General features: G+C 42.5%; 12 protein-coding genes. 3 read left to right on the top strand and 9 right to left on the bottom strand.

The genetic code is table 11. From position 1 onward, the window contains the following. Positions 1 to 72 precede the first annotated feature (72 nt). A complete protein-coding gene (locus A3729_RS11080) occupies positions 73 to 8,730 on the top strand; it encodes a hypothetical protein (RefSeq protein WP_156497903.1) in 8,658 nt (2,885 codons plus the stop codon). 94 nt (positions 8,731 to 8,824) lie between these two features. Here A3729_RS11080 and A3729_RS11085 read toward each other — a convergent pair whose 3' ends face one another. The 4 genes from A3729_RS11085 to dusA all read right to left on the bottom strand — a co-directional run bounded on the left by A3729_RS11085 (position 8,825) and on the right by dusA (position 12,056). Next, positions 8,825 to 9,541, bottom strand: a complete 717-nt coding sequence (locus tag A3729_RS11085; protein ID WP_068506491.1) for a glycerophosphodiester phosphodiesterase — start codon at positions 9,539 to 9,541, stop codon at positions 8,825 to 8,827. Positions 9,542 to 9,568: 27 nt separating this feature from the next. Further along, entirely contained in the window at positions 9,569 to 10,009 is a 441-nt protein-coding gene (locus A3729_RS11090) for a TerB family tellurite resistance protein (protein WP_068506495.1), read from the bottom strand. Next, on the bottom strand, positions 10,006 to 10,962 hold the full coding sequence (gene tal, locus A3729_RS11095; RefSeq protein WP_068506497.1) for a transaldolase: 957 nt from the start codon (positions 10,960 to 10,962) through the stop codon (positions 10,006 to 10,008). Before tal ends, A3729_RS11090 begins: the two co-directional genes overlap by 4 nt. A 77-nt stretch (positions 10,963 to 11,039) precedes the next feature. After that, entirely contained in the window at positions 11,040 to 12,056 is a 1,017-nt protein-coding gene (gene dusA / locus A3729_RS11100; protein ID WP_068633830.1) for a tRNA dihydrouridine(20/20a) synthase DusA, read from the bottom strand. Positions 12,057 to 12,362: 306 nt separating this feature from the next. Here dusA and A3729_RS11105 point away from each other — a divergent pair, with 306 nt between their 5' ends. Beyond that, entirely contained in the window at positions 12,363 to 14,477 is a 2,115-nt protein-coding gene (locus A3729_RS11105; RefSeq protein ID WP_197475807.1) for an FG-GAP repeat protein, read from the top strand. Between the two features lie 19 nt (positions 14,478 to 14,496). Here the strand turns inward: A3729_RS11105 and A3729_RS11110 are convergent, their stop codons facing one another. From A3729_RS11110 to msrB, 4 genes are all read right to left on the bottom strand, one after another. Beyond that, positions 14,497 to 15,432 (bottom strand): SIS domain-containing protein, encoded by a 936-nt coding sequence (locus A3729_RS11110; RefSeq protein WP_068633834.1) that lies wholly within the window; start codon positions 15,430 to 15,432, stop codon positions 14,497 to 14,499. 204 nt (positions 15,433 to 15,636) lie between these two features. After that, the gene (locus A3729_RS11115; RefSeq protein WP_068633836.1) at positions 15,637 to 16,521 is read right to left on the bottom strand and encodes a MipA/OmpV family protein; all 885 of its coding nucleotides are present in this window, start codon (positions 16,519 to 16,521) and stop codon (positions 15,637 to 15,639) included. A gap of 166 nt (positions 16,522 to 16,687) precedes the next feature. Continuing rightward, on the bottom strand, positions 16,688 to 17,509 hold the full coding sequence (locus A3729_RS11120; protein WP_082870316.1) for a glucosaminidase domain-containing protein: 822 nt from the start codon (positions 17,507 to 17,509) through the stop codon (positions 16,688 to 16,690). 85 nt (positions 17,510 to 17,594) lie between these two features. Next, positions 17,595 to 18,617 (bottom strand): peptide-methionine (R)-S-oxide reductase MsrB, encoded by a 1,023-nt coding sequence (msrB, locus tag A3729_RS11125; RefSeq protein WP_368664616.1) that lies wholly within the window; start codon positions 18,615 to 18,617, stop codon positions 17,595 to 17,597. Between the two features lie 320 nt (positions 18,618 to 18,937). On the opposite strand from msrB, the gene A3729_RS11130 reads away from it, so the two are divergent. Next, on the top strand, positions 18,938 to 20,467 hold the full coding sequence (locus tag A3729_RS11130; RefSeq protein WP_068760189.1) for a methyl-accepting chemotaxis protein: 1,530 nt from the start codon (positions 18,938 to 18,940) through the stop codon (positions 20,465 to 20,467). A gap of 2 nt (positions 20,468 to 20,469) precedes the next feature. On the opposite strand, the gene A3729_RS32920 is transcribed toward A3729_RS11130, so the two are convergent. Continuing rightward, on the bottom strand, positions 20,470 to 20,658 hold the full coding sequence (locus tag A3729_RS32920) for a FixH family protein (protein WP_068554747.1): 189 nt from the start codon (positions 20,656 to 20,658) through the stop codon (positions 20,470 to 20,472). Positions 20,659 to 20,699 lie beyond the last annotated feature (41 nt).

Genomic DNA, 20,699 nt, shown 5'->3' on the forward strand with positions numbered 1-20,699 from the left:
CAATTCACTAACGTTCACCGTGGTATNTTTGCAACGAGAGAGCCGTCTTCCGCATTTATCCCAGATACCACGGTGAACGTTAGTGAATTGGGCCAACTGTTAGAGCAAGAGTTTGAACTGCTTGTTGGCGAAGACTCTGATTTCGGTGAATACAATTCTTATTTGCAAAATTTAGCGTTGGTTGGAGCGGCTGGTGGTGTAGATTCTGACGGTGACGGAATGCTCGATAATGATGACCCTGACCCATCAACTCCCAATGAGATTGTCGATAATGGTTATGATGGATTGCGTTCGGTTTCTGTGCAATTCGAAGACGCTTTACTAATGCCTATAGATCAAAGTCTAGTTCTGACAATCCCAATAGAGGAAGTTCAGACAGGTGATGATGAAAAGCTAAGCTGTGCGCCTCATGACTCCCAATGTATATTGGTTGGGGATATGTCGGTTGAAATAGAGGTCGCTTCCAGCATCAACGTAGCACCTGATACGCATAATGCGACTATTTCCTCTCGTCTGTTCGATAGTGGAAGTGCGCGTTTCTTAGAACTAAAAATCGATGGATCAAAAGCGGGTTCGTATTCTGCATATGTACAGCTCACAACAGAAGCTCAGGTTAACCCTGAGACAAAAGCAGTAGAGGTCGATGAACAGCAATTCGGATTTGAACTACCTTTCACAATCTTTGATTTCTCAACACTTGAATTTAGGGTTGTAAGCGAAAATCAAGATCCTGTGACAGGCTCCGAGTTCGTTAACGCAGGCTCTAAGATCGTCCTTCAATTTAAAGCAACTGATCAAATATGCGAGCTATATCCTGTTTGCGGTGACAATAATGAAAACGTCGGAGAGTTTCTCGATCTTGACTTGATTGGTGAATCTTTTTCTGTCCAATATCAAATCAATGATGAAGAGGAAGCCAGCCCCTTCCAGCTAGCAGCTTCTGAGGGCCTTACCGGCGACTTGTCAGTTATTTCAAACCTTCAGGCAGGCCAAGCCATAAATGCGACGCTTACCTATAGCGACAAACAATCGTCCATATATTTGGGGGATATAAATGCTTCGGTCGTTGATGTCGATGCTGTAGATTTTCGAGAAAAATGCCCTGAACCGTTGTCTGGAATTGATGATGTGAACGGAGATGGCGTTATAGACGCTAATGACAATCTTCCTTGTTTTGCTGACATCTTAGCAGCAACAGATAGCAAAGCCGAAGTTTACAACTCAGACCTAGATGAGTACTGGTATTTTGACGACAGTTGGCATTTTATCATTAGAGAAAGCGGCAATAGGGATAGGTTCTTAGGTCACGTACAGCTGCCTAAAGACAAGTACAGTAATTATCAAAAAGTACAGAAGCTTTTGTTCGACTCTGAATTAAGACGGATGTATCTGGCATTTAGCGGAGGTGCGATTAGCTATTACTCCTTAACTACACAATCTGTTTCATCTTTTTATATACCTAGTGTCGAAGAAGACACTTCGAACTTTGTTCTTTTAGGTTCGAACTTATTGATACAGCCTGAGACGTCTAACTCGGCAATATTCGACTCAAACGGCGATGTGGTAAGTATTAATTTTGGTTTGACGTTTCCAGAGCCGGGTAGATTACTTACCCCTCACTTAGGAAACCTTAGTTTAACTCGATTTGCCAATGATATAGCCGTACGTTACGAAATTGAGCGCTATAGGGACGGCAGTGTTCAATCACTCGAAGGCTTGAATTCTACCGATACTGTGTCATTAGACTCTGGGCAAGGTGAATTTGGTGACACGCTAACAATCTATCTTAGTGTCAAAGCGCTAGATGAACAGTTGATAGAATATAGTTATTCCACGCATTTAATTGGGACTAATGGTTTTGTCCTAAACTCTGATTATTCAGACGATGAAAATCCGCCCCTTTTAAGTGCTGGTCAGCTTGATTTGTCAGGCGCGCACATAGCAGATCATTTGTATGTCGAATGGGCTGTAAACGATATATCTACAGATTCACTAGTATATAGTTTTACTGATAAACGATATCCGTATCTGTACGAAGCCAGTAAGCTTGAATACGGAGATGTCATTGAAGCGACTATTTACCTTAAACGCTCAGCAGATTTTTCCAGTCAGCAAGACATTCGTCTTGCCACGCTTGAAGGAGTCTTTGTAGGTGATCTTGGTAATTATATTCCTGTTTTAGATACTGAATACTGGGATGAAAATCTTCATCCGGTAGATGCAAGCGTTAAAGCACGATTGATCAGTAGTACAGAGAACGATGACTTCTACGCGGCAGCAAATTTCACACCAGTTTGGTTTATTAATGATGTTGAGGTTCCAGGAGAAAGCTCTTTTGAGTTTCCGACAAACCCAGAGACAAACATCAGGTTTGGCGACGTAATATCTGTAGAATATTCGTACAGCATAGGGCAGGAGTCCGGTCGTACTGAAACACTTAGGCTCCCCACTATCGAAACAGACTCTGAGCTAACTGAGTTTTCCATTACTCCCGTCGTTGTTGAGGAGGGCGAATCAGTGAGTCTAGATTTGTCCAAGTTCAGCGCTGTTGCGTTGGAAACGCTTGAAGCTCGTTGGTATATAAATGGTGAGCTGGATCGTTTAGTTAAAGATTTTACCTATCCTGGTGAAAAGCTAAGGTATGGTGATTTAATTCGTTTAGAGCTTGCTCCCCTTGTTGCTGAAGACAATGAGGTTCAAGACTCGTTTTCATACGAGGGTGCGAAAGCTTTTGTAGGGCTAAATATCGATAAGTTGAACGGTTCTACTGATGCTTCAAACGCTTTTGTTGACAGTGATGGCGATGGAGTTCCAAACTTTCGCGACTATTTCAGGTTTGATCAGAACTGTTCAGTGGAAGGCGAGGGTCGCCCAGATGATCTAGACTCTGATGGCCTGCCCGACCTGGTGGAACTTACAAGCGCCTATTCAACCAACCCTCATTTGCGAGACTCTGACTCTGATGGGATTAATGACTTTACTGAGAGTGAATTAAACCTCTCCCCAGTTTTACTTGATAGTGATGGCGATGGTTACTCAGATGGTTTTGAGCTCATCTGGGGTAGTGACCCAATTGATGATGCGGACCCATCAATTGGTGATGATAAGGATCATGACGGTCTAACCGATGAGTTAGAATTAGTAAATGGGACACTTGTAAATGGTAGTGACTCCGACAACGATGGACTTGAAGACGGGTTAGAATTGTTACTCGGCACTGAACCTCTTTCCGCTGATTTCGATGGCGATGGTTTATCTGATGGTGTCGAGAAGTATTTGACTTCAACAAACCCTCTTATACCAGATAGTGATGGTGATCAGCTTAGCGATGGTGTCGAAGTTGCTCTTACGCTTACCGACCCGTCAAGCTCTGATACCGATAACGATGGGGTTTTAGATCGTGAAGAGGAGTCTTCACTAGCTATTGACGATAAGACCTTATATCAGGTTTTATACCCTGATGATTTGTTAGCGTACAACAAAAATGCTTCTGAGTCTTTCGTTCCTCAGGGGACGTGTTATGCCACATGGCTAGCCAGAAATAAAGCTGATGAGATCAAAGTGAGCTTTGAACCTCAAATAGACGAATCTAGTAAGCAGGAAGTTTTATTTTTTAACGATACTTGGCCTGAAGTAATTAGATTTCAAGCTGATCAAGGAAGGTTTACCAAGGCAATCGGGAAAGGCGATATAGATGCGAGAATTACCTCCGCTAATTACGCGCGCACCAATAGTAATTTACTCTACTTAGGGTTTAGTGATGGTTCGATTTGGAGTGCTGATCTTACCCAAGCAGAGCCAAGCCTAACTCTTAGTTATCTGCTTCCCGAAAAACAAGCGGTTATTGCCTTAGTTGATCAGGGTGATTTTCTCCTGGCTTCAGTTTCTGCAGACGGCGCTAGTGAGAATATCTTTATGTTTGAAGATGCGGGGGCAGGCCAATCTCCGGTTAATGTGTCACCATTCTCAAGTAATATTCAATTGTCTTCGGCCGTGTGGCAGAACGCCGATAGCGCAGCACTATGGGGCTTTAGGAGTAATAGCAGTGAGTTGGTGCAACTTGTCGTGGATGTTCCTGGTAAGAGTTTGTCACAAACTATTTTTGAATCAGATCAAACACTCGTGTCACCCTTATATGTGAAAGAAGAGGTCGCTGGTTCAAAACTCTATATTTCGAACGGCGTTACCTTTGACACGAATGATTTAAGTTTCGAATATGACAATAGCAGTAATTTTAATCTGGGTATCTATCACCAGGATCATCATATTCAATCTATGAGCGCTAATAATGCATTACGCTTAAGTTATGGCCTTACAGGTGAGTGGAGTCTTGAGCAAAGTTATTACGGTCGTGAGCTTGTTGCTCTAATACCTACCGGGTTTAATGTTTTGGCTCTAACTCAGCCTTCAAATATTGATGAAAGCGGTTCTGCCGGCTTAAGGTTTGATGTGGTTCAAGTTGGAGATTCCGATGACAACGGCTTACCTCAATGGTGGGAGTCCTTATTTGCAGAAGGTACGCTTGCTCAGTTTTCCAACTTCGACCAGCCTGAAGAGTATGACTTTTCAACAGATTTTAATAGCATAATTGCTAGGGATTTTGATTCAGATAGCGAAGATATGGATGATGATGGCCTAAGCAATTCATTGGAACGTAGTCTAGGTAGCTGTGTTGATGTGAGTGATGAATGTCCTACGCCTTCGGACTCGGATCTAGATGGTTTATCGGATTTGTTCGAACAACAATACTCGTTTACCGACAGCCTGGGTATCGAGCATCGAGTCAGCCTGACTTCAGGTGATACCGATGCCGACGGCTTAAGTGACTATGATGAGATTATTACGATAGGCAGCTATCCCGATAACAATGATTCTGATGGCGACCTTATCTGTGATGCTCAAGAACTCGAGTTAACAGGGACAGATTTATTGAATTCAGACTCGGATGGCGATGGCTTAACAGATGGCAGAGAGCTGGGTATCGTTACATTAAATTGTGATGCTCTTTTCAAGGGGGACGTGTTCAGTGATCCTCTCAGTTTCGATTCAGACGAAGACGGCTTAAATGATAGAGAGGAGTTTTTTGCATCGACTGACCCGTTTAACCCTGATTCTGATGGTGACGGCCTTAAAGATGGCCAGGAAGTAATCTTTGGTGGCGACCCGCTTGACAGTATGTCGCGTAATGGAGTCCTGCTAGATGGTGAGATTGATAGTGATAGTGATGGCCTCTCTGACAGCTACGAGCTAAATCATAGCAATTCTAACCCAAATAATGCCGATAGCGACTCAGATGGTTTATCTGACTATGTCGAAGTTACTTTGGTTGGCTCAAACCCTAATAACATAGATACTGATGGTGATTTGATTTGTGATATTTTTGAAGATATTTACGATCAAGATGGTGAGTATCTTCAAACAGACCCTGCACTTAGCGATACTGATTCTGACGAATTAAGTGACGCATTTGAGCTTGGCTTGTCAGGCGATCCTGTATCATGTTCCGAGCTTCCTAATCTAAACCCGGTTTCAGACCCAAGGTTGTCAGACAGTGACGGTGATGGGCTTTCTGACGTTTTAGAGGTCACTTATGTCTATGACAGTTATTCAGACGATTTTCGTTTACGTAAGCCTGACGTAAACCTAACAATAGATCCGTTATTGTTAGATACAGATGGTGACTTGTTGTGTGATTTCATAGAACTTGGAGTCAGTAATCCTGCTGAAAGTGATACTGACTTCGATGGCCTGAATGATGCTACTGAACTAGGTCTTGAGTTAAGCGAAGTTCTCTGTACTCCCATTTCAATAGCAGATCAGTTAACTAGTCCTGTACTCAGCGATAGTGATAACGACGGTCTAAGCGATGGGCAGGAGATTTTGATTACGGGAACAGATCCTCTTGATACTGACTCAGATGATGATGGTATAAGAGATGGTGACGAAGATCGTGATGGCGACGGTTTGAGCGACTATGTTGAGCTTAATCTTTCCTTCACTCTTTTCGATACTGTTGATAGCGATGGCAATGAAGTTAATGATGCCCTTGATGATCAAGATGGTGATGGCTTAAGCAATATCGAAGAGTTGGGTTATGGGACGTGCATTGCCTATCAGGCTGTATCATGCCCAAGTCCAGAGGATAGCGATCAAGATGGTGTTTCAGACTTTGATGAAATTAATCGAGCTGATCAGGAAGGCACAGACCCCCTTGGTTCAGATACAGATGGCGACGAGCTTACTGATAGCGAAGAGCTAGCTATAGGTACCAATCCTCTCTTAGCAGACTCTGATCTTGATGGGATCGATGACAATGAAGAACTTACGTTATCGTTAACTGACCCACTAAATCCAGATACTGACAATGATTTTCTAGCGGATGGGCAGGATGATAGCCCCTTGCAGCCTGATAGCGACAACGATTCGTTATTAGATGGCATTGAGGTTCATATTTTAGGCACCTCGCCTGACAATAACGATAGTGATGTTGATGGGCTTAAAGATGGAGATGAAGTATGGGTCTATGGTTTCGGTCTTGATGAGTTAACGTTGCTCAAGACTGGTCGTGATCTCGATATAGACCTTAATTCAAAGAGTGGTGTTACTGGTTGGAATCCGCCTTCCAATAGCTTCGAGGGTGCTGCCTACGAATATCTCGTTACAGACGTCGCGAGAATTGTAGTCAATGATGCTGGCACTTCGCTAAACGAGCCATTTGTTGCTGAAGGTGATGAGCTTGATGCGGGTGTTGAGGTTATCGGTAAAATTCATATTCGATATATCTCTAATCCTTCTCTAGCGGATAGTGATGGTGACGGGCTTACTGATTATACCGAGCTCATGCTGATTGAGAAAACCTATGGTGATACCCGTTTTGATATTAATCCGCTCGATATCAATACAAGTTACCAGGAGCTGGAATCCAACGAAGAAAACTTTAAAGTATCTGACCCTTTAAGGGCTGATACCGATGGGGATGGCCTTAGTGATGGCGATGAAGACATAGATGATGATCTGTATGTCAACGACTTAGATCAAAATAATGAAGATTCTTCAGTTATTGTTGCAGATACTGATTTTGATGGATTGCCGGATGGTATTGAAGTGCTGCTTACCCAAAGTAATCCTGCTAAGAACGATACAGATGGAGATGGCTTGTTTGATGGCAATCAAAATAATGACACCGAATCTCGTTATGAAGTTATTTATGATTCCGCAAACCCTCCGAGATTAATTGAGAGCACAGCCTCTTGTAATGCTGATGAATATCGACTTAGTAACATAGGAAACAGTGAATATTGCGTTCAACTTTCATATATATCAGACCCGTCAAAGATAGATAGTGATGCAGACGGCGTACCTGATCGGTACGTCACGGAAAGCTCGAAAGAGATGTTTGATCATTTTCCACTTGATAGGAGTTGTCATAGATTAACTGATGGCGTAATTGATAATGATGATCCTTCTGACAGGAAGTGCTATTCCGCGTGGATGGCGGGGCAGGCCTCTATCGACCAAGTTCGCAATGGCAGCTGGGATGATATAAGTGCAGGGAGTCAAAATGTCGTAACGTTTTCCGGTAAAGGCTGGGATAGAATCATCAGATATCGAATGGGGGCTTCTGAAGATACATCGTATTATCTCCCGCATACACCGGTAAGTGGTGATGTAGTAACCGCGCTTTCAGGAAGCTTACAAAGGTTATATTTTGCAGATGACGAAGGAGCTATTTATTATCAAAATCTTGAAAGTGACAGCCCCTTGGTTCCGTTTGTTCAGCTCGCTGCTGAAGATTCAGATGTTGTACATATAAGTGGATTGGGCGATAACTTGTTTGTTTTCACGCGAAACTCCACCGCTTTAGAAGAGCGCTACAAATTGATTATGTTTGATGCTGCTGGCGCGCTGCTTGGTAGTATTGTGGACATCGAATATGATGTTTTGCCAGACAGTATTAAATTAGCCTGTCGCAATGACAGCTGCACTACTTTGGTTGATATTCTTGCAGTTGTTCGTGTAGATAATCATCCAAACAATGAAGTACTTTCAATGACCTTGGACTTATCGACGTTTGGTATTGCCTCTGATGAAATATCCACTATTTTTGAATCATCAGAGAAACCGCTTAGCGGGCCCATTCAGTTATCTGAAAATGGTGAATTGATCTACTTCGGATCTGGGCATCAACTTACTCTGGCTTCACTAGAGGTGCCGGTGGCAGGCAGTTTGTTGCATAAATCATACGGTTTAGCTGAATACTCGACGTTTTATGATCTTCATGAAGAAAACCAGCACTTCATTGCTATCGTTGACGATCCTAGTTCTTTATTTAACTCTCAAGAAACGCGGGCAGTCTATATCGAGGACAATAAGCCTACAGATGATGGCGAACCAACAAAGTATCTGATACAGCAAGCCACAGAAGATGAGCTAATGATGAAAGTCTTGCCGCAACAAGTCGCAGGCCAGAGTGACTTTGCGTTATTAAGTGTGTATGACTCGCTCGTCGATATAATGCCTATCGGTGTGACGGATCAAGATTCAGACGGGATGCCGGGAATATTCGAGATGCTTTACGGCTTGGATGATAGTGACCCAAGCGATAAGTTCAAAGACTTGGATAAGGATAATTTAACAAATATCGAAGAGTATCTGTTAAATACTAAACCTGACAATTCGGACTCTAATGATAATGGGGTTTCAGATTTTCAGGAAGCGTATTTGAATTAAAGATGAAGGCTAAGGGTGATTATGTTCCGCTCTTAGCCTTATGGTAAGTAGCCGTTTTTGGCTTGCCTAGCTTAGTTGTTTGAAAGCGCGATATCTAATTAAAGTGATGCAGTGCAGAGCTCGGAATATCAGTGATAATACTATGAACGCCCATTGCTTTTAGGGTTTCCATTCTTTCAATACTATTCACCGTCCAACATGATACCTCAAGCCCATAAGATTTTGCGTTTCTCAATAAGGTTGGGCTAATCAACCTGTTGTTGATGACCAGTAGCTTGCAATCGAGCGATACAGCGGTCTTCAATGGCCTGCGATACCGGTATTCTGCGACATAGCCGGTGTCTATTTCTGGCGATAATCGGTTTATTTCATGTAGAATCCAGCGGCTGGCAGAAGTAACCGTTGCCTTATCATAAAGATTATTGCTGCGAAAAAAATCTTGTAATCGCTTTACAATTAGTTTCAATACATGCCGATGATCGTTCTTTACTTCAAATTGCCAGCTTCGAGTATTTGGTACGCTATCTACCACTTCTTGTAGGTGTGGAATGTAACAGGGAGAGTGCCAGCCTGGTGTATTATGTCGGGAATCAACTTTGCTTAGAAAAGAATAGGGATAATGAGCTATCTTGCCTTGCAGGTTGCTTGTGCGTGACAAATTTCGGTCGTGATAGACTACCAACTCTCCATCTGAAGATAATTGAATGTCTAACTCGAAATCCAAACAGCCATTTGATTGAGCATGAATAAAGCCCGTTACAGTGTTTTCCGGCGCTTCGTTCCGAGCACCTCTATGTCCGATAATTATCATTTATGACGTCCGTTCTAAAACTAAGTGCTATATATTACTAGCTTCGTGTTTCGCTTTGATGAACAGGGTGTGAGGTATATAAATCAAATCACTGACCTTTCTGATCAGGTGCTCTTCATAACGATCAATATCGCTATCAGCGTAAGCAATTTTCCACATCGCAAGAATTAAGCGATATTTTGAGTCGCTATCAAACTTTTTATTTATAAGGTCGGTATGTTCCCAAAGCGAGGTGGCAGAGCGAGATAGTTCGCGCGCTTCACGGATTAAAGCGTCAGTGTCACTGATTGAAAGCTGAAACGCAGATGCACAATGCTCTTGAAGTACCAGCCACTCAGACTCGGTTTGTTTATGGTCCGCATTAATAACCTCAATTAATAATGCGGTAGCAACTGTAGAAATGTCAGTTTCAGATAGTGCTTGGTCTTGATTTGATTGTGTTATTTTGGCAATTAAACGCTGAATCATTCTGGGTGGTCTCTGAGCAAGCCTTCTAAGGCTACTTGGTCAATAGCAAATTTTCTGATGCCTTCAGCTAGTTTTTCAGTTGCCATTGGAGATTGGTTCATATTCCAGCGAAAGCTTGCTTGATCAGTTACTAAACCTTGTGTCGAAGTCGAATTTGGTACAATCAGCTTTCGTTCGAGGCTACCATTGTCACAAGATAGTTGTTTCAGTAGTTCCGGGCTAATGGTAAGCCGGTCACAGCCAGCTAGTTGCTCAATTTCATCAGTATTTCTAAAGCTTGCACCCATTACAACAGTGCTAAAGCCGTGTTGTTTATAATAATTATAAATTTCTGAAACCGAAATGACGCCAGGGTCTTCATGCGGAAGATATTGGTCTTTGTCGGTGTTTGCTTTATACCAGTCAAGTATGCGACCTACGAAGGGTGAAATTAAGAAGGCGCCAGACTCTGCAGCTGCTTTAGCTTGCACAAAGTCAAACAATAAGGTTAAGTTGCAATTGATGCCTTCTTTCTCCAGCTGCTCAGCCGCTTTAATTCCTTCCCATGTGGAGGCTATCTTGATAAGAATTCTACTCTTACTAACGCCGCTATCCTCATAAAGTTGAATCAAGGACTTAGCTTTGGCTACTGTGGCAGGGGTATCAAAGGAAAGGCGAGCATCTACTTCAGTGGAAACTCTGCCTGGAACGACTTTTGATATTTCGGTACCAATTGATACTGCTAGGTGGTCGCATGCCAAAGAAAGCTGCTCTTGGTCACTCTTGCCCTGGCTAGATCCATAGTTAATTGCGTTGTCAATTAAGGGGCGGTATTGAGGGAGGGGGGCAGCCTTAAGTATTAATGATGGGTTAGTTGTTGCGTCTTGTGGCTGCCATTTTTTTATCGCGTCAATGTCACCTGTATCTGCGACTACGGTAGTGTACTGTCTTAACTGTTCTAATTTACTTGCCATTGATTTCTGATTTCCTTTTTGTATTCCATATCTATAAACGATAGCAGCTTTTTAGCTTAAGAATATGACAATCCCAATCATTTTTCAGGCACAAGAGAAAGCGCCTGTTCTAGCGTTTTAAGATCGGCTCCATCTTTGTATGCGTTTTCACTTAAATACCGGCGAAATTGTTTGCCACCGGATTGTCCATGAAAGAGGCCTAATAAATGGCGAGTAATGTAATGAAGCTTTTGACCCCCTTTAAGCTGTGTTTCAATGTAAGGCATCATGTCGTGAATAATGTCGTGACGGCTTTTACCATGGGGTTTTGCTCCAAACAATTGTTCGTCGACGCTAGAAAGTAACCATGGGTGCTGGTAGGCTTCGCGTCCAACCATTACTCCATCAACTAGCTTAAGGTGTTGCTTGCACGAATCGATAGACTTTATTCCGCCGTTAATAATGATTTCAAGGTCCTTAAATTCCTTTTTTAGGCGATAGACATATTCATACTTTAGAGGTGGGATTTCTCTGTTTTCTTTTGGACTTAAGCCATCAAGAATGGCGATACGCGCATGAACGATAAAAGTTTTACATCCGTCCTCAGCGATTTTCGATACGAAATCACGAACAAACTCATAGCTATCATGTTCATCTATTCCAATTCGATGCTTAACAGTGATCGGGATGTCTACAGTATTTTTCATCGCAGAAATACATTGCTTAACGAGGTCAGCGTGAGCCATTAAGCAAGCGCCAATCATGTTATTTTGCACTCTGTCGCTTGGGCAGCCAACGTTTAAATTGATCTCGTCATAGCCAAATTGAGCGGCAATTTCTGCGCATCGTGATAACTCGGACGGCTTACTCCCACCAAGCTGAAGTGCAATAGGGTGTTCTTCATTGTTATACCTGAGAAATCGATCAGCACCCCCATGGATAATTGCGCCAGTAGTCACCATTTCGGTATAAAGAAGGGTATGTTTTGAAAGTAGGCGTGCCATATAGCGATAGTGGCGATCAGTCCAATCCATCATCGGGGCGACTGAAAACTTGCGGCTAGGCTCAATAGCTGGTGAACTATTTTTCTGTGATGGCTCTGAGTTGTTAATCATAAGGGTCGAAAAGAAGAAATTTGGAATCTACGGTTAATTAAACCAAGTTTAACACACTCTAAGTCACTAATTTTTATTAGTTGTTTGATAAATCTTTAAAGAAATGTGTTCAATATCATGATTGTTGCTTTGATATACACGTATAATTATCGTCATTGCCTTAAGGGTTTGTATTCTTTCTTCTCAATAGTTCGATCATAGCCGCGCATCTAAAGGACTAAAATATTCATGCTCGCCCGCTCTTATAAAACTTTATCTGTCATATCTCTAAGTTTCATTTTAATTGCTTGTGGTAGGCAGGATGATTTGATAATTCCCGCCGAAGTTGAACCCGAGCCTAGTCCTTATTGTTTGGAAGATTCTCCTTACGAGACACCAGTGTTGCTCGATAGTGTATCGTTTTCTGGTCTTCCATTTAGCTTTGATTATAGGCAGTTTGATTATCAGTTTAATTTAGAGCATTTGTCAGACATTACTACGCTAGGCTTTGCTCAGGTTGAACAGTTCTTCGCTCCAAACGTTTTGCCTGAGTTAACTCAAGCAGATTCTCTCGGTGAAACTGTACTTTCTACACTTCAGTTTGAAAGGCTTGATCAGGCGGCTATTGAGGTTCGCGAATTTGGTGTAATCGTTGAGCATTCTCATAATAATGACACGAGGCAGTTTGATGTTGATCTTTCAGAAAACACTTCGTTAGTCGATATTACTCTTAAACCTGGCAAAAACGAGATTTCGTTAGAAGTTACGGCGTCCTTACAGATGCCGTATTCAGGGCTTGAGTGCGAATTAGACGAGAGGTTACGAAATCTCGTACTGCTAGATGACGGGGGCGAAAGTACCGAAGAAACACAGAACGCTGTATTAGAGCTCCAAGGAATGCGGCGGAATGTAGAACAGGTTTTAACTTATAATTTCGTAATATTTCGAGATGAAGCTGATGAGCTTGAAATTACCGACTTTGCTAATCCTCTAGCTCTGTTTGATGAAAATTCACTTGAATCGAATAATCTTTCACTATCAGGTGATTATTTGGTACTTGGTTCGCCAAAGGAAGATAGTTCTTCAGCCGGTGAATTTACTGCTCTTCAGATACAGAATGACCTTGACGGCTCGATTGTCAATGAATTCTCAGAGGACTCTGGCGCTGTTTATATCTATGAAAGAAATGCAAACGATTCTTGGGAGTTAGTCTGGATGTTGAAGGCTCCAAATGCTGAGCCAGGCGATAAATTTGGTCAATCTGTGTTTGTGGACGGCGAGCTATTGGTAGTTTCTGCCCCTGGTGAAGATAGCTCTGCGCAAGATGTGTACACTAACTATACTGCAGAAGGGGACTATTCAAGTGCGCTCTCTCAAGAACTTGAAAATGCCAGCGCTAGCAATCTTTCTCCTGAATCTGGCGCAGTCTACCTTTATGTGCTGCAGCGAGATGGAAGTTGGGCACTTCACTCTTATATCAAAGCAAAGGAAAATGTTCGAGGTGCCTCCGGTTTCGACAAAGGGTTTGGTGAGCAAATTGCGTTAAGCGCTCGGTTAAGTTCATCTGGGCAGTATATTGGTCATAGCCTAGCTATTGCTGCACCAAAAGAAGATAGCCTGAATGGCATCTTTTCCGACACGCAAGCCATTAACTCAGGTGCAGTTTATATGTATTCGCTGAATCTCAGTCAGGGCAATTTCTTGCAATATATCGAGACGTTAAAAGCTTTAGAACCCGTTGCGGGAGATCGCTTTGGTAGTGCTATTTCTTTAACACCTGACGGCCAAGTATTTGTATCAGCTCCTTATGAACAAAGTAATGACCGTGTGATAAATAATTCGCCCTCGCCAGAGTCATATGAGCCTGTACTAAGTAGGTCAAATTCCGGCGCTGTGTTTGCTTTTAGCGCTATAAATAGTAATCAGGTGGGATTTCACGAATTGCGTTCAATTATAAAGGCATCGAATGCAGATTCTGGTGATCTATTTGGTAGCTCAATTGCTTCGAATGAAAACTATCTGGTTGTTTCTGCATCCCATGAGGACGGCGCAAGTACCGGGTTCAATCGCGATATGTCGAATAACGATTCAAGCGATTCTGGAGCCGTTTACGCATTTAAAAGAGATGCTGCCAGTGGAAACTTTTCTCAGGACCTCTATATAAAAGCTCCCGTAAATGAACCGTTTTCGAGCTTTGGCAACGCAGTAGCGCTATATGATAACGACCTGGTTGTCTCGCACTCACTGTTCGATGAAGGGGGTTCTGAAGATAAGGGTATCACTTACATCTATGCTCGGGATCATGAAGATAAGACCTGGTCTAAACTGCTGGAATTAAGCAGTCCTGGAGTTGTTGAATATGGAAGCACGATTGCGCTTGAGGGAAATAAGGTGGTTGCCACAACCAAAACAGCAGGACAACCTTTGTTTTTGGTAAAATAAACTCAGTGTTTTAGAGGGCTTATATTGAGAGTATGCCGCTAACAGTTCTTTTGCCGTCAGTAACCAGTAATTTTGTAATGCTGTTTTCCTTCATGATCGTTTCAGCCGTAAAGAGCATTTCTCCCTCGTCAATGGTTATTGGGTCTGTGGTCATTATATCTTTTGCTTTTTGGGTGTGAATGTCACCACCTTTTACCAAAGAACGGCGCAAGTCTCCGTCAGTGATTACGCCAAGAAGCGCTTTGTTTTCATCGATAACAACTGCAATACCCTGAAGCGATTGAGTCATTGTAATGATAACTTCATCAACAGGTGTTTCAGGGCTTACAAAAGGTAGGTCTTGAGCAAGCATTTCGTCACGCACCTTGGTCAGTAGCTGTCTACCCAAGCTTCCTCCAGGGTGAAAGGCTGCAAAGTGCTCAGGTTGAAAGTTTCTTTCTTTCATTAGTGAAACAGCAAGTGCGTCGCCCAAAGCTAGTGTCACCGTTGTCGATGTGGTAGGAGCCAAATTATTTGGGCATGACTCCTTTTCGACAAAAATATTCAAGTAGACGTCTGAATTTTTTGCTAGCGTGCTATCAGGGGCGTTAGCAATCGAAATAATTTTGTTTCCGAAGCGCCGAAGGCTAGGGATGAGTTTGATCACTTCTTCGGTTTCGCCGCTATTCGAGATAAGCAAGATGATATCGCTAGGGCGGATCATCCCTAAGTCACCATGAAACGCTTCGGCGGGGTGAATAAAAAAACTAGGTGTGCCGGTAGAAGCGAGTGTAGCTGCGACTTTTTTGCCAATATGGCCGGATTTCCCCATGCCTGAAACTATTAGGCGTCCTTCAGATTTCATTATCAATGATATGGCAGATGAAAAACTGTTATCAAGAGAGTTTGCGAGATTTGAAATAGCGGAGGACGCTTCGTTTAAGCTGCTAATCGCAGTTTCATTAATATCAGACATTTACACCTACCTAGTAAAGCGGGGTTATAAGGGCTTGGGAGTGGGTGATACAAACGATACCACTAATTATGTCTGTATTATAAACGGTTTTACAAAGAGTAAAATGGCTTTTGTCTTAAATGAAATTTAGGTGCAACAGGTTTAACTTGGGTGGGTGTTGGCAGCGCAATGTGATTGAGGTGCGCTGCCAAAAGAAGGTGCAGGTTAAAAATTGTATCGCAGGCCAATATTACCTAGAATCAGTTCTTTATCTTCTATTAAGGGGCTGGTTTCTATTTCGCCTGAAAATTTCTCTATGGCAAGGTAGCCCGTCGCGGTTAGTTTGTCAGATATGCTGTATTCGACGGTAAGGTCGAACCCGACATGTCCACTATTTCCAGGCTCATATTGAGGTCTGGTAATAGTTTGATAATAATCGATATTGGCGTCATCTTCGCCAGCACCATATTTTTCAATAACATAACTTTCCGCCGCCTCATTTTCAGCTTCGGTAACTTGGTAGTAGTAAGTGTTATACTTGTTGCCATAATGTTTTATAAACATACGTGGAATAATTGACCAATTACCAGTATCAGGGAAGGGGCGCGACCAGCTGATCGAAGATCTAGGGCCAGAGTAGGTGCTTACAACATCATGAAAAGCTTTGATTTCAACTAAGCCCACACGAGAGAAAAAGCGAAAAATAAAGCCAGCCTCGTAAGCTCTATCTCTATTTTCATCAATGCCCCAGTACAACTCTTCCATATCAGCGCTAATATTCTCAAGATCCAAAAATGTTCGTCCCGATGTTACCGCAAGGCCAAACATAATACGCTTATGCCTGAATAACTCGAAGCCAACTAGTGGCTCATCATGATTGTTATAGCCGAACAAATTTCCCCACTGAAAACTGAAAGTCGGTAAAAAGGAGTAGGTGCCATCATGTCCTATATAGGGTGCCGACCCAAATGTAATGCCGGGGCCGATAGAAAGATGGTCTTCATAGACTGGAACCGGCTCTTGTACCCTTGCTTGAGTTGCGGACGAGCAAAGCACCAAAGACAGTGTTATTGCAGCCAATGATAAGAGTTTACGAGAGTTGAATTCCATAGTGATAAATTACCTGGGTAGTTCCATGTGTGATTAATTACTTAATTTCCAAGCGTTCAGAGAATGCTGAGTCCTTGAATATTTCTGTATTCTATATCTTATTGAATTTAAACGATGAGATCTGGATAACATCATTCGTGATATTTCTGAATAATGCTAACCCTTATTAGCCGGCTAGGTCATATTGAGTGAGGTTATTGCTTTCGATCATGATGCGAACTTTCTCAATATAACGCTCAGCTTGTTCGGAGTAAGGGGAAAGTCCGGGCAGTAGATCTAGGCTGCTCATGTCTTGCTTGCTTGTGCTGCTGAACTTAGCGCGTAGTTTCCTGAATTCATCATATGCCGAGAAGCTATTTAGGTTCATCAGATAGGCCCTGATGGATTCATTTATAGTCTCGAATTGAGCTACCTCATGTTGTTGGTTCTCATTCCTGAATTTAGGTACAAGACCGCATCCTTTTTTAAAGCACCAGTGGCCAAATAGGTTGTTTCCTTGCTTAGCGAAACGACTGGTCCCCCAGCCAGACTCAATGGCCGCTTGTGCCAGTACCATAGAAGCAGGGACGGTATCAACACGCTCTAGCAGTCTGCCAAGTGTCTGACTTGGGTTGGTAGTTGGCACAACCTTGTATTTCATTGCAAGCGCTTTAAGCCAATTTCTGTCGTATTGGTTCAGGCTGGCGGCACCATTTTTTTTTATGGAAGTGCTCATAGCTTGTATTGCAGTTCTGAGGCGAAGTATGTGAAGGTTTTCGTCCTTAACCATTGGCAATAAATATTCAAAAAAAGACTGCTTCTTCTCACTTATATTCTGAATAACTGAAAAGTCAGGAAGCGGGACGGACAGACTGCTATCGGCCTTGTTTTCAATCTTGGGTAGCATATTTTTGGGACTGTGATAGAACCATATGCTTGCCCAAATAATAGACAGTAAGCAGAGGGTAACGGGGTAGTTAATGCTGACGAGGCGTGAAATTAAACTCATTAAAGTTTCAGGGCGCAAATGTTTAAGTAAAGTAATTTTACTTATATTACACAGACAGCACCCTGAAAGAAAATATATCGTTCGTTTAAAACTGATCTAGAAACTGCTCGTAACCCCGGCTACTAAGTTGCTGCTTGGGAATGAATTCCAACGCGGCGGAATTAATACAGTATCTTAAACCAGTTGGCGCTGGGCCATCATCAAAGACATGCCCAAGATGTGAGTCTGCAAATTTACTACGAACCTCGGTGCGAGACATAAATAAACGAAAATCTTTCTTTTCAACTATATATTCTTCTATTAACGGTTTAGTAAAGCTCGGCCATCCTGTGCCAGAATCAAACTTATCTCTCGATGAGAATAGGGGTTCTCCACTGACGATATCGACATAGATACCTTCACGTTTCTCATCCCAGTACTCGTTATCGAATGATCTTTCCGTCCCTTCTTTTTGGGTAACTTTGTATTGAAGGTCGCTGAGCTTCTCACGTATCTTGGTATCGCTTGGTTTGCTGTATTGATTAGTCTGTTTGTTTTCGCTCATAGCTTTCCTCTCAAGATTTTCCTTTGTCCAAACTGTTTCCAGATACTGATCTCTACCTGAATTGTAGCGGTAATATTTATATCTTATTGGGTTTCTTTTGAAGTAGTCCTGATGGTAGTCTTCGGCAGGCCAGAACTTACCAGCTTCTATAATTTCTGTCGTAATGGGTTTATCAAATATGCCGCTGCTCTGAAGGGATGCTTTAGAAGAAGCAGCTAAGTTCATTTGCTCACGGTCCAAATAGAAGATTACGGGTCTATATTGCTTTCCTCTATCAACAAACTGTCCGTCAGAGTCTGTTGGGTTAATATGTTTCCAGTAAACATCAAGTAGGGACTGATAATTTGTGACTTTAGGGTCAAATTTTACTAGAACCGCTTCGACATGGCCGGTTTTGCCTGAGGCTACTTGCTTGTATGCGGGTGACTGTTCACTACCTCCGATATAGCCCGACGTGGCGGAAAGTACTCCTTTATGCTTTTCAAAGTCTGCTTCGGTACACCAGAAGCAGCCGCCGGCAAAAATCGCCGTGTCGCTCGCTGAGACAATGGCGCCTTTACTCATGGTGGATGCCCCAGGCTCTTGTGCTGCTTGGGTGATTGCGCTCAGATAGGTAATAATACTAAGCAAACTGACGATCCAAAGTGTTTTTTTCATAAATTCCTACTCTATCGGGATTCTTTTAAGCAACTGTAGAACTTAGGACAAGAGGTTTGCAGAAAGGTTCCAAATCCGTTTTAGATATTTTCTCTTAGTCAGGCCTGTTTTTATCTGAGGGCTAATTTTAGGGAGGTGAATAAATCACTAAACATCCTTTAGAATCCGAAGTTTAGGTCTATACTGCTATTTTATTGACGATAATAATTAATTGAGCCTTACCAGATATGTATAAGTTTCTTTTGAATCTCCGTTTAAAGTATAAGTTTTGGTTGTTAAACGGGGTTTCATTTACCATTGTTTGTTTAATGGTTGCTGCCTCCATTGCAATAAATCATTCTTTCATCTTGGATGAAAGTCGTGAGGACAATGCTGATATTGTCGATAGCTTACTATCTATTTCAAAAGAGTTGGACCCACTAGAGTACCGGGCATTGACAGCAGCTAGTAATAACCTGATTTACCGTGAGTCAGGTCAGCAAGATTATTTTACTGGTAAAAATGTTCACAATTCAATTTCAAGTGAGTCTATCGACAAGGCGCTCGATGCAAAAGAATTGCTTGTTACCTTTGGTGGTGGATGGCTCGATGAGTTCCCTGCCGTGACTCTTACAAAAGCGAGTCTTGACAATGGCGCAATCATTGCGCGTGTAGCCGTTAAACCTTCTTTGATACAAATGTTTAAAGCTCAAGCGCTCAATTTTGCCTCCGTCGTATTTGTCTTGATGTTAGTTCTTTTAGTCTGCTCACAGATTTTGATTACCTTCTTTGAACGTCATATTGATAATCTAAAATCAGTTATGAGACATGTTAGGAAGAATGGTGACTTAACTGCAAGAGTAGAAATAGATTGTCTTGATGAAGTGGGCGACATGGCTGAGGCTTTTAATGCCATGCAAGATAATTATCAAAGTACCGTTAAAGTGCTTATGGATACTGCTGGATCGCTGCATCAATCTGCTGCAAGCCTTCAGGAGAATGCAAATCGAACCGAGCGGGATATGTCTGAGCAACAGCAGGAAACTGCGGCAATTCTAGAGTCAATTGCGCAATTAACAATTGCCGCACAGGAAGTGGCCAGCAGCGCTTCAGAGATGCATGAAGTTAGTTCGTCTGCGGCTGATCTCACTGCTTCGGGCGAGCTAGAAGTCCAACAAGCCAAGGATGTTACACATACGCTAAGTCAGGAGATCGACCAAGTTTCGACTTTGATATCAACCTTGCAAGATGATACGAAGAGAATAGATTCTACAACAAGCGAGATACAGGTAATCTCTGAACAGACTAATCTTTTGGCGCTCAATGCTGCAATTGAAGCTGCAAGAGCAGGAGAGTCTGGTCGTGGCTTTGCGGTGGTTGCAGATGAGGTTCGTTCGCTCGCTCAACATGCACATGAGTCGAGCGAGAAGATACAGCAGCTTGTAAATGCAATTCGAAGTGTAACCAGCGATATTATTCGGGTAATGGATCAAGGTACCTCGACAGCAAACAACAGCGTTGAGAGCTCGGAGCGTACGGTTGCTTTATTCTCTGATATTCGCTCCCTAAGTGATCGTATCAATCGCAGTAATCTTGTCGTGGCGTCTGCCGCTGAAGAGCAGAGCCAAACAAGTCTCGCTGTGAGCAATGGCCTAGAGGAAGTCAAAAAAGGAGCCGACCACGTTCTACTTAATGCAATGAGTGTTAGCGAAGACTCAAAGAGGATAGCTGATCTTGCTAATCAGCTTGAAAGCATCGTCGGAAAACTGCAAGTATAAGCTTAAGGTTCTTTCACTTCTTCACGGGCAAATCGCCCGATCTCACGGTCAGTAATTATTGGCGCGCTATCTATAGCAATCGAGATTGTGAACATGCTCGCGACAACAACTGATGCTGGTAATGCTATTAAAAACCAAGGCCAAAACTGCTTATACCAGGCAGTTTGAGGTTTATTATTTGTATCGTTCATATTGTTATATTCCATCTCTGGGTAGGTATTGTGATTACGGT

This window comes from Oleiphilus sp. HI0043 (assembly GCF_001634935.1).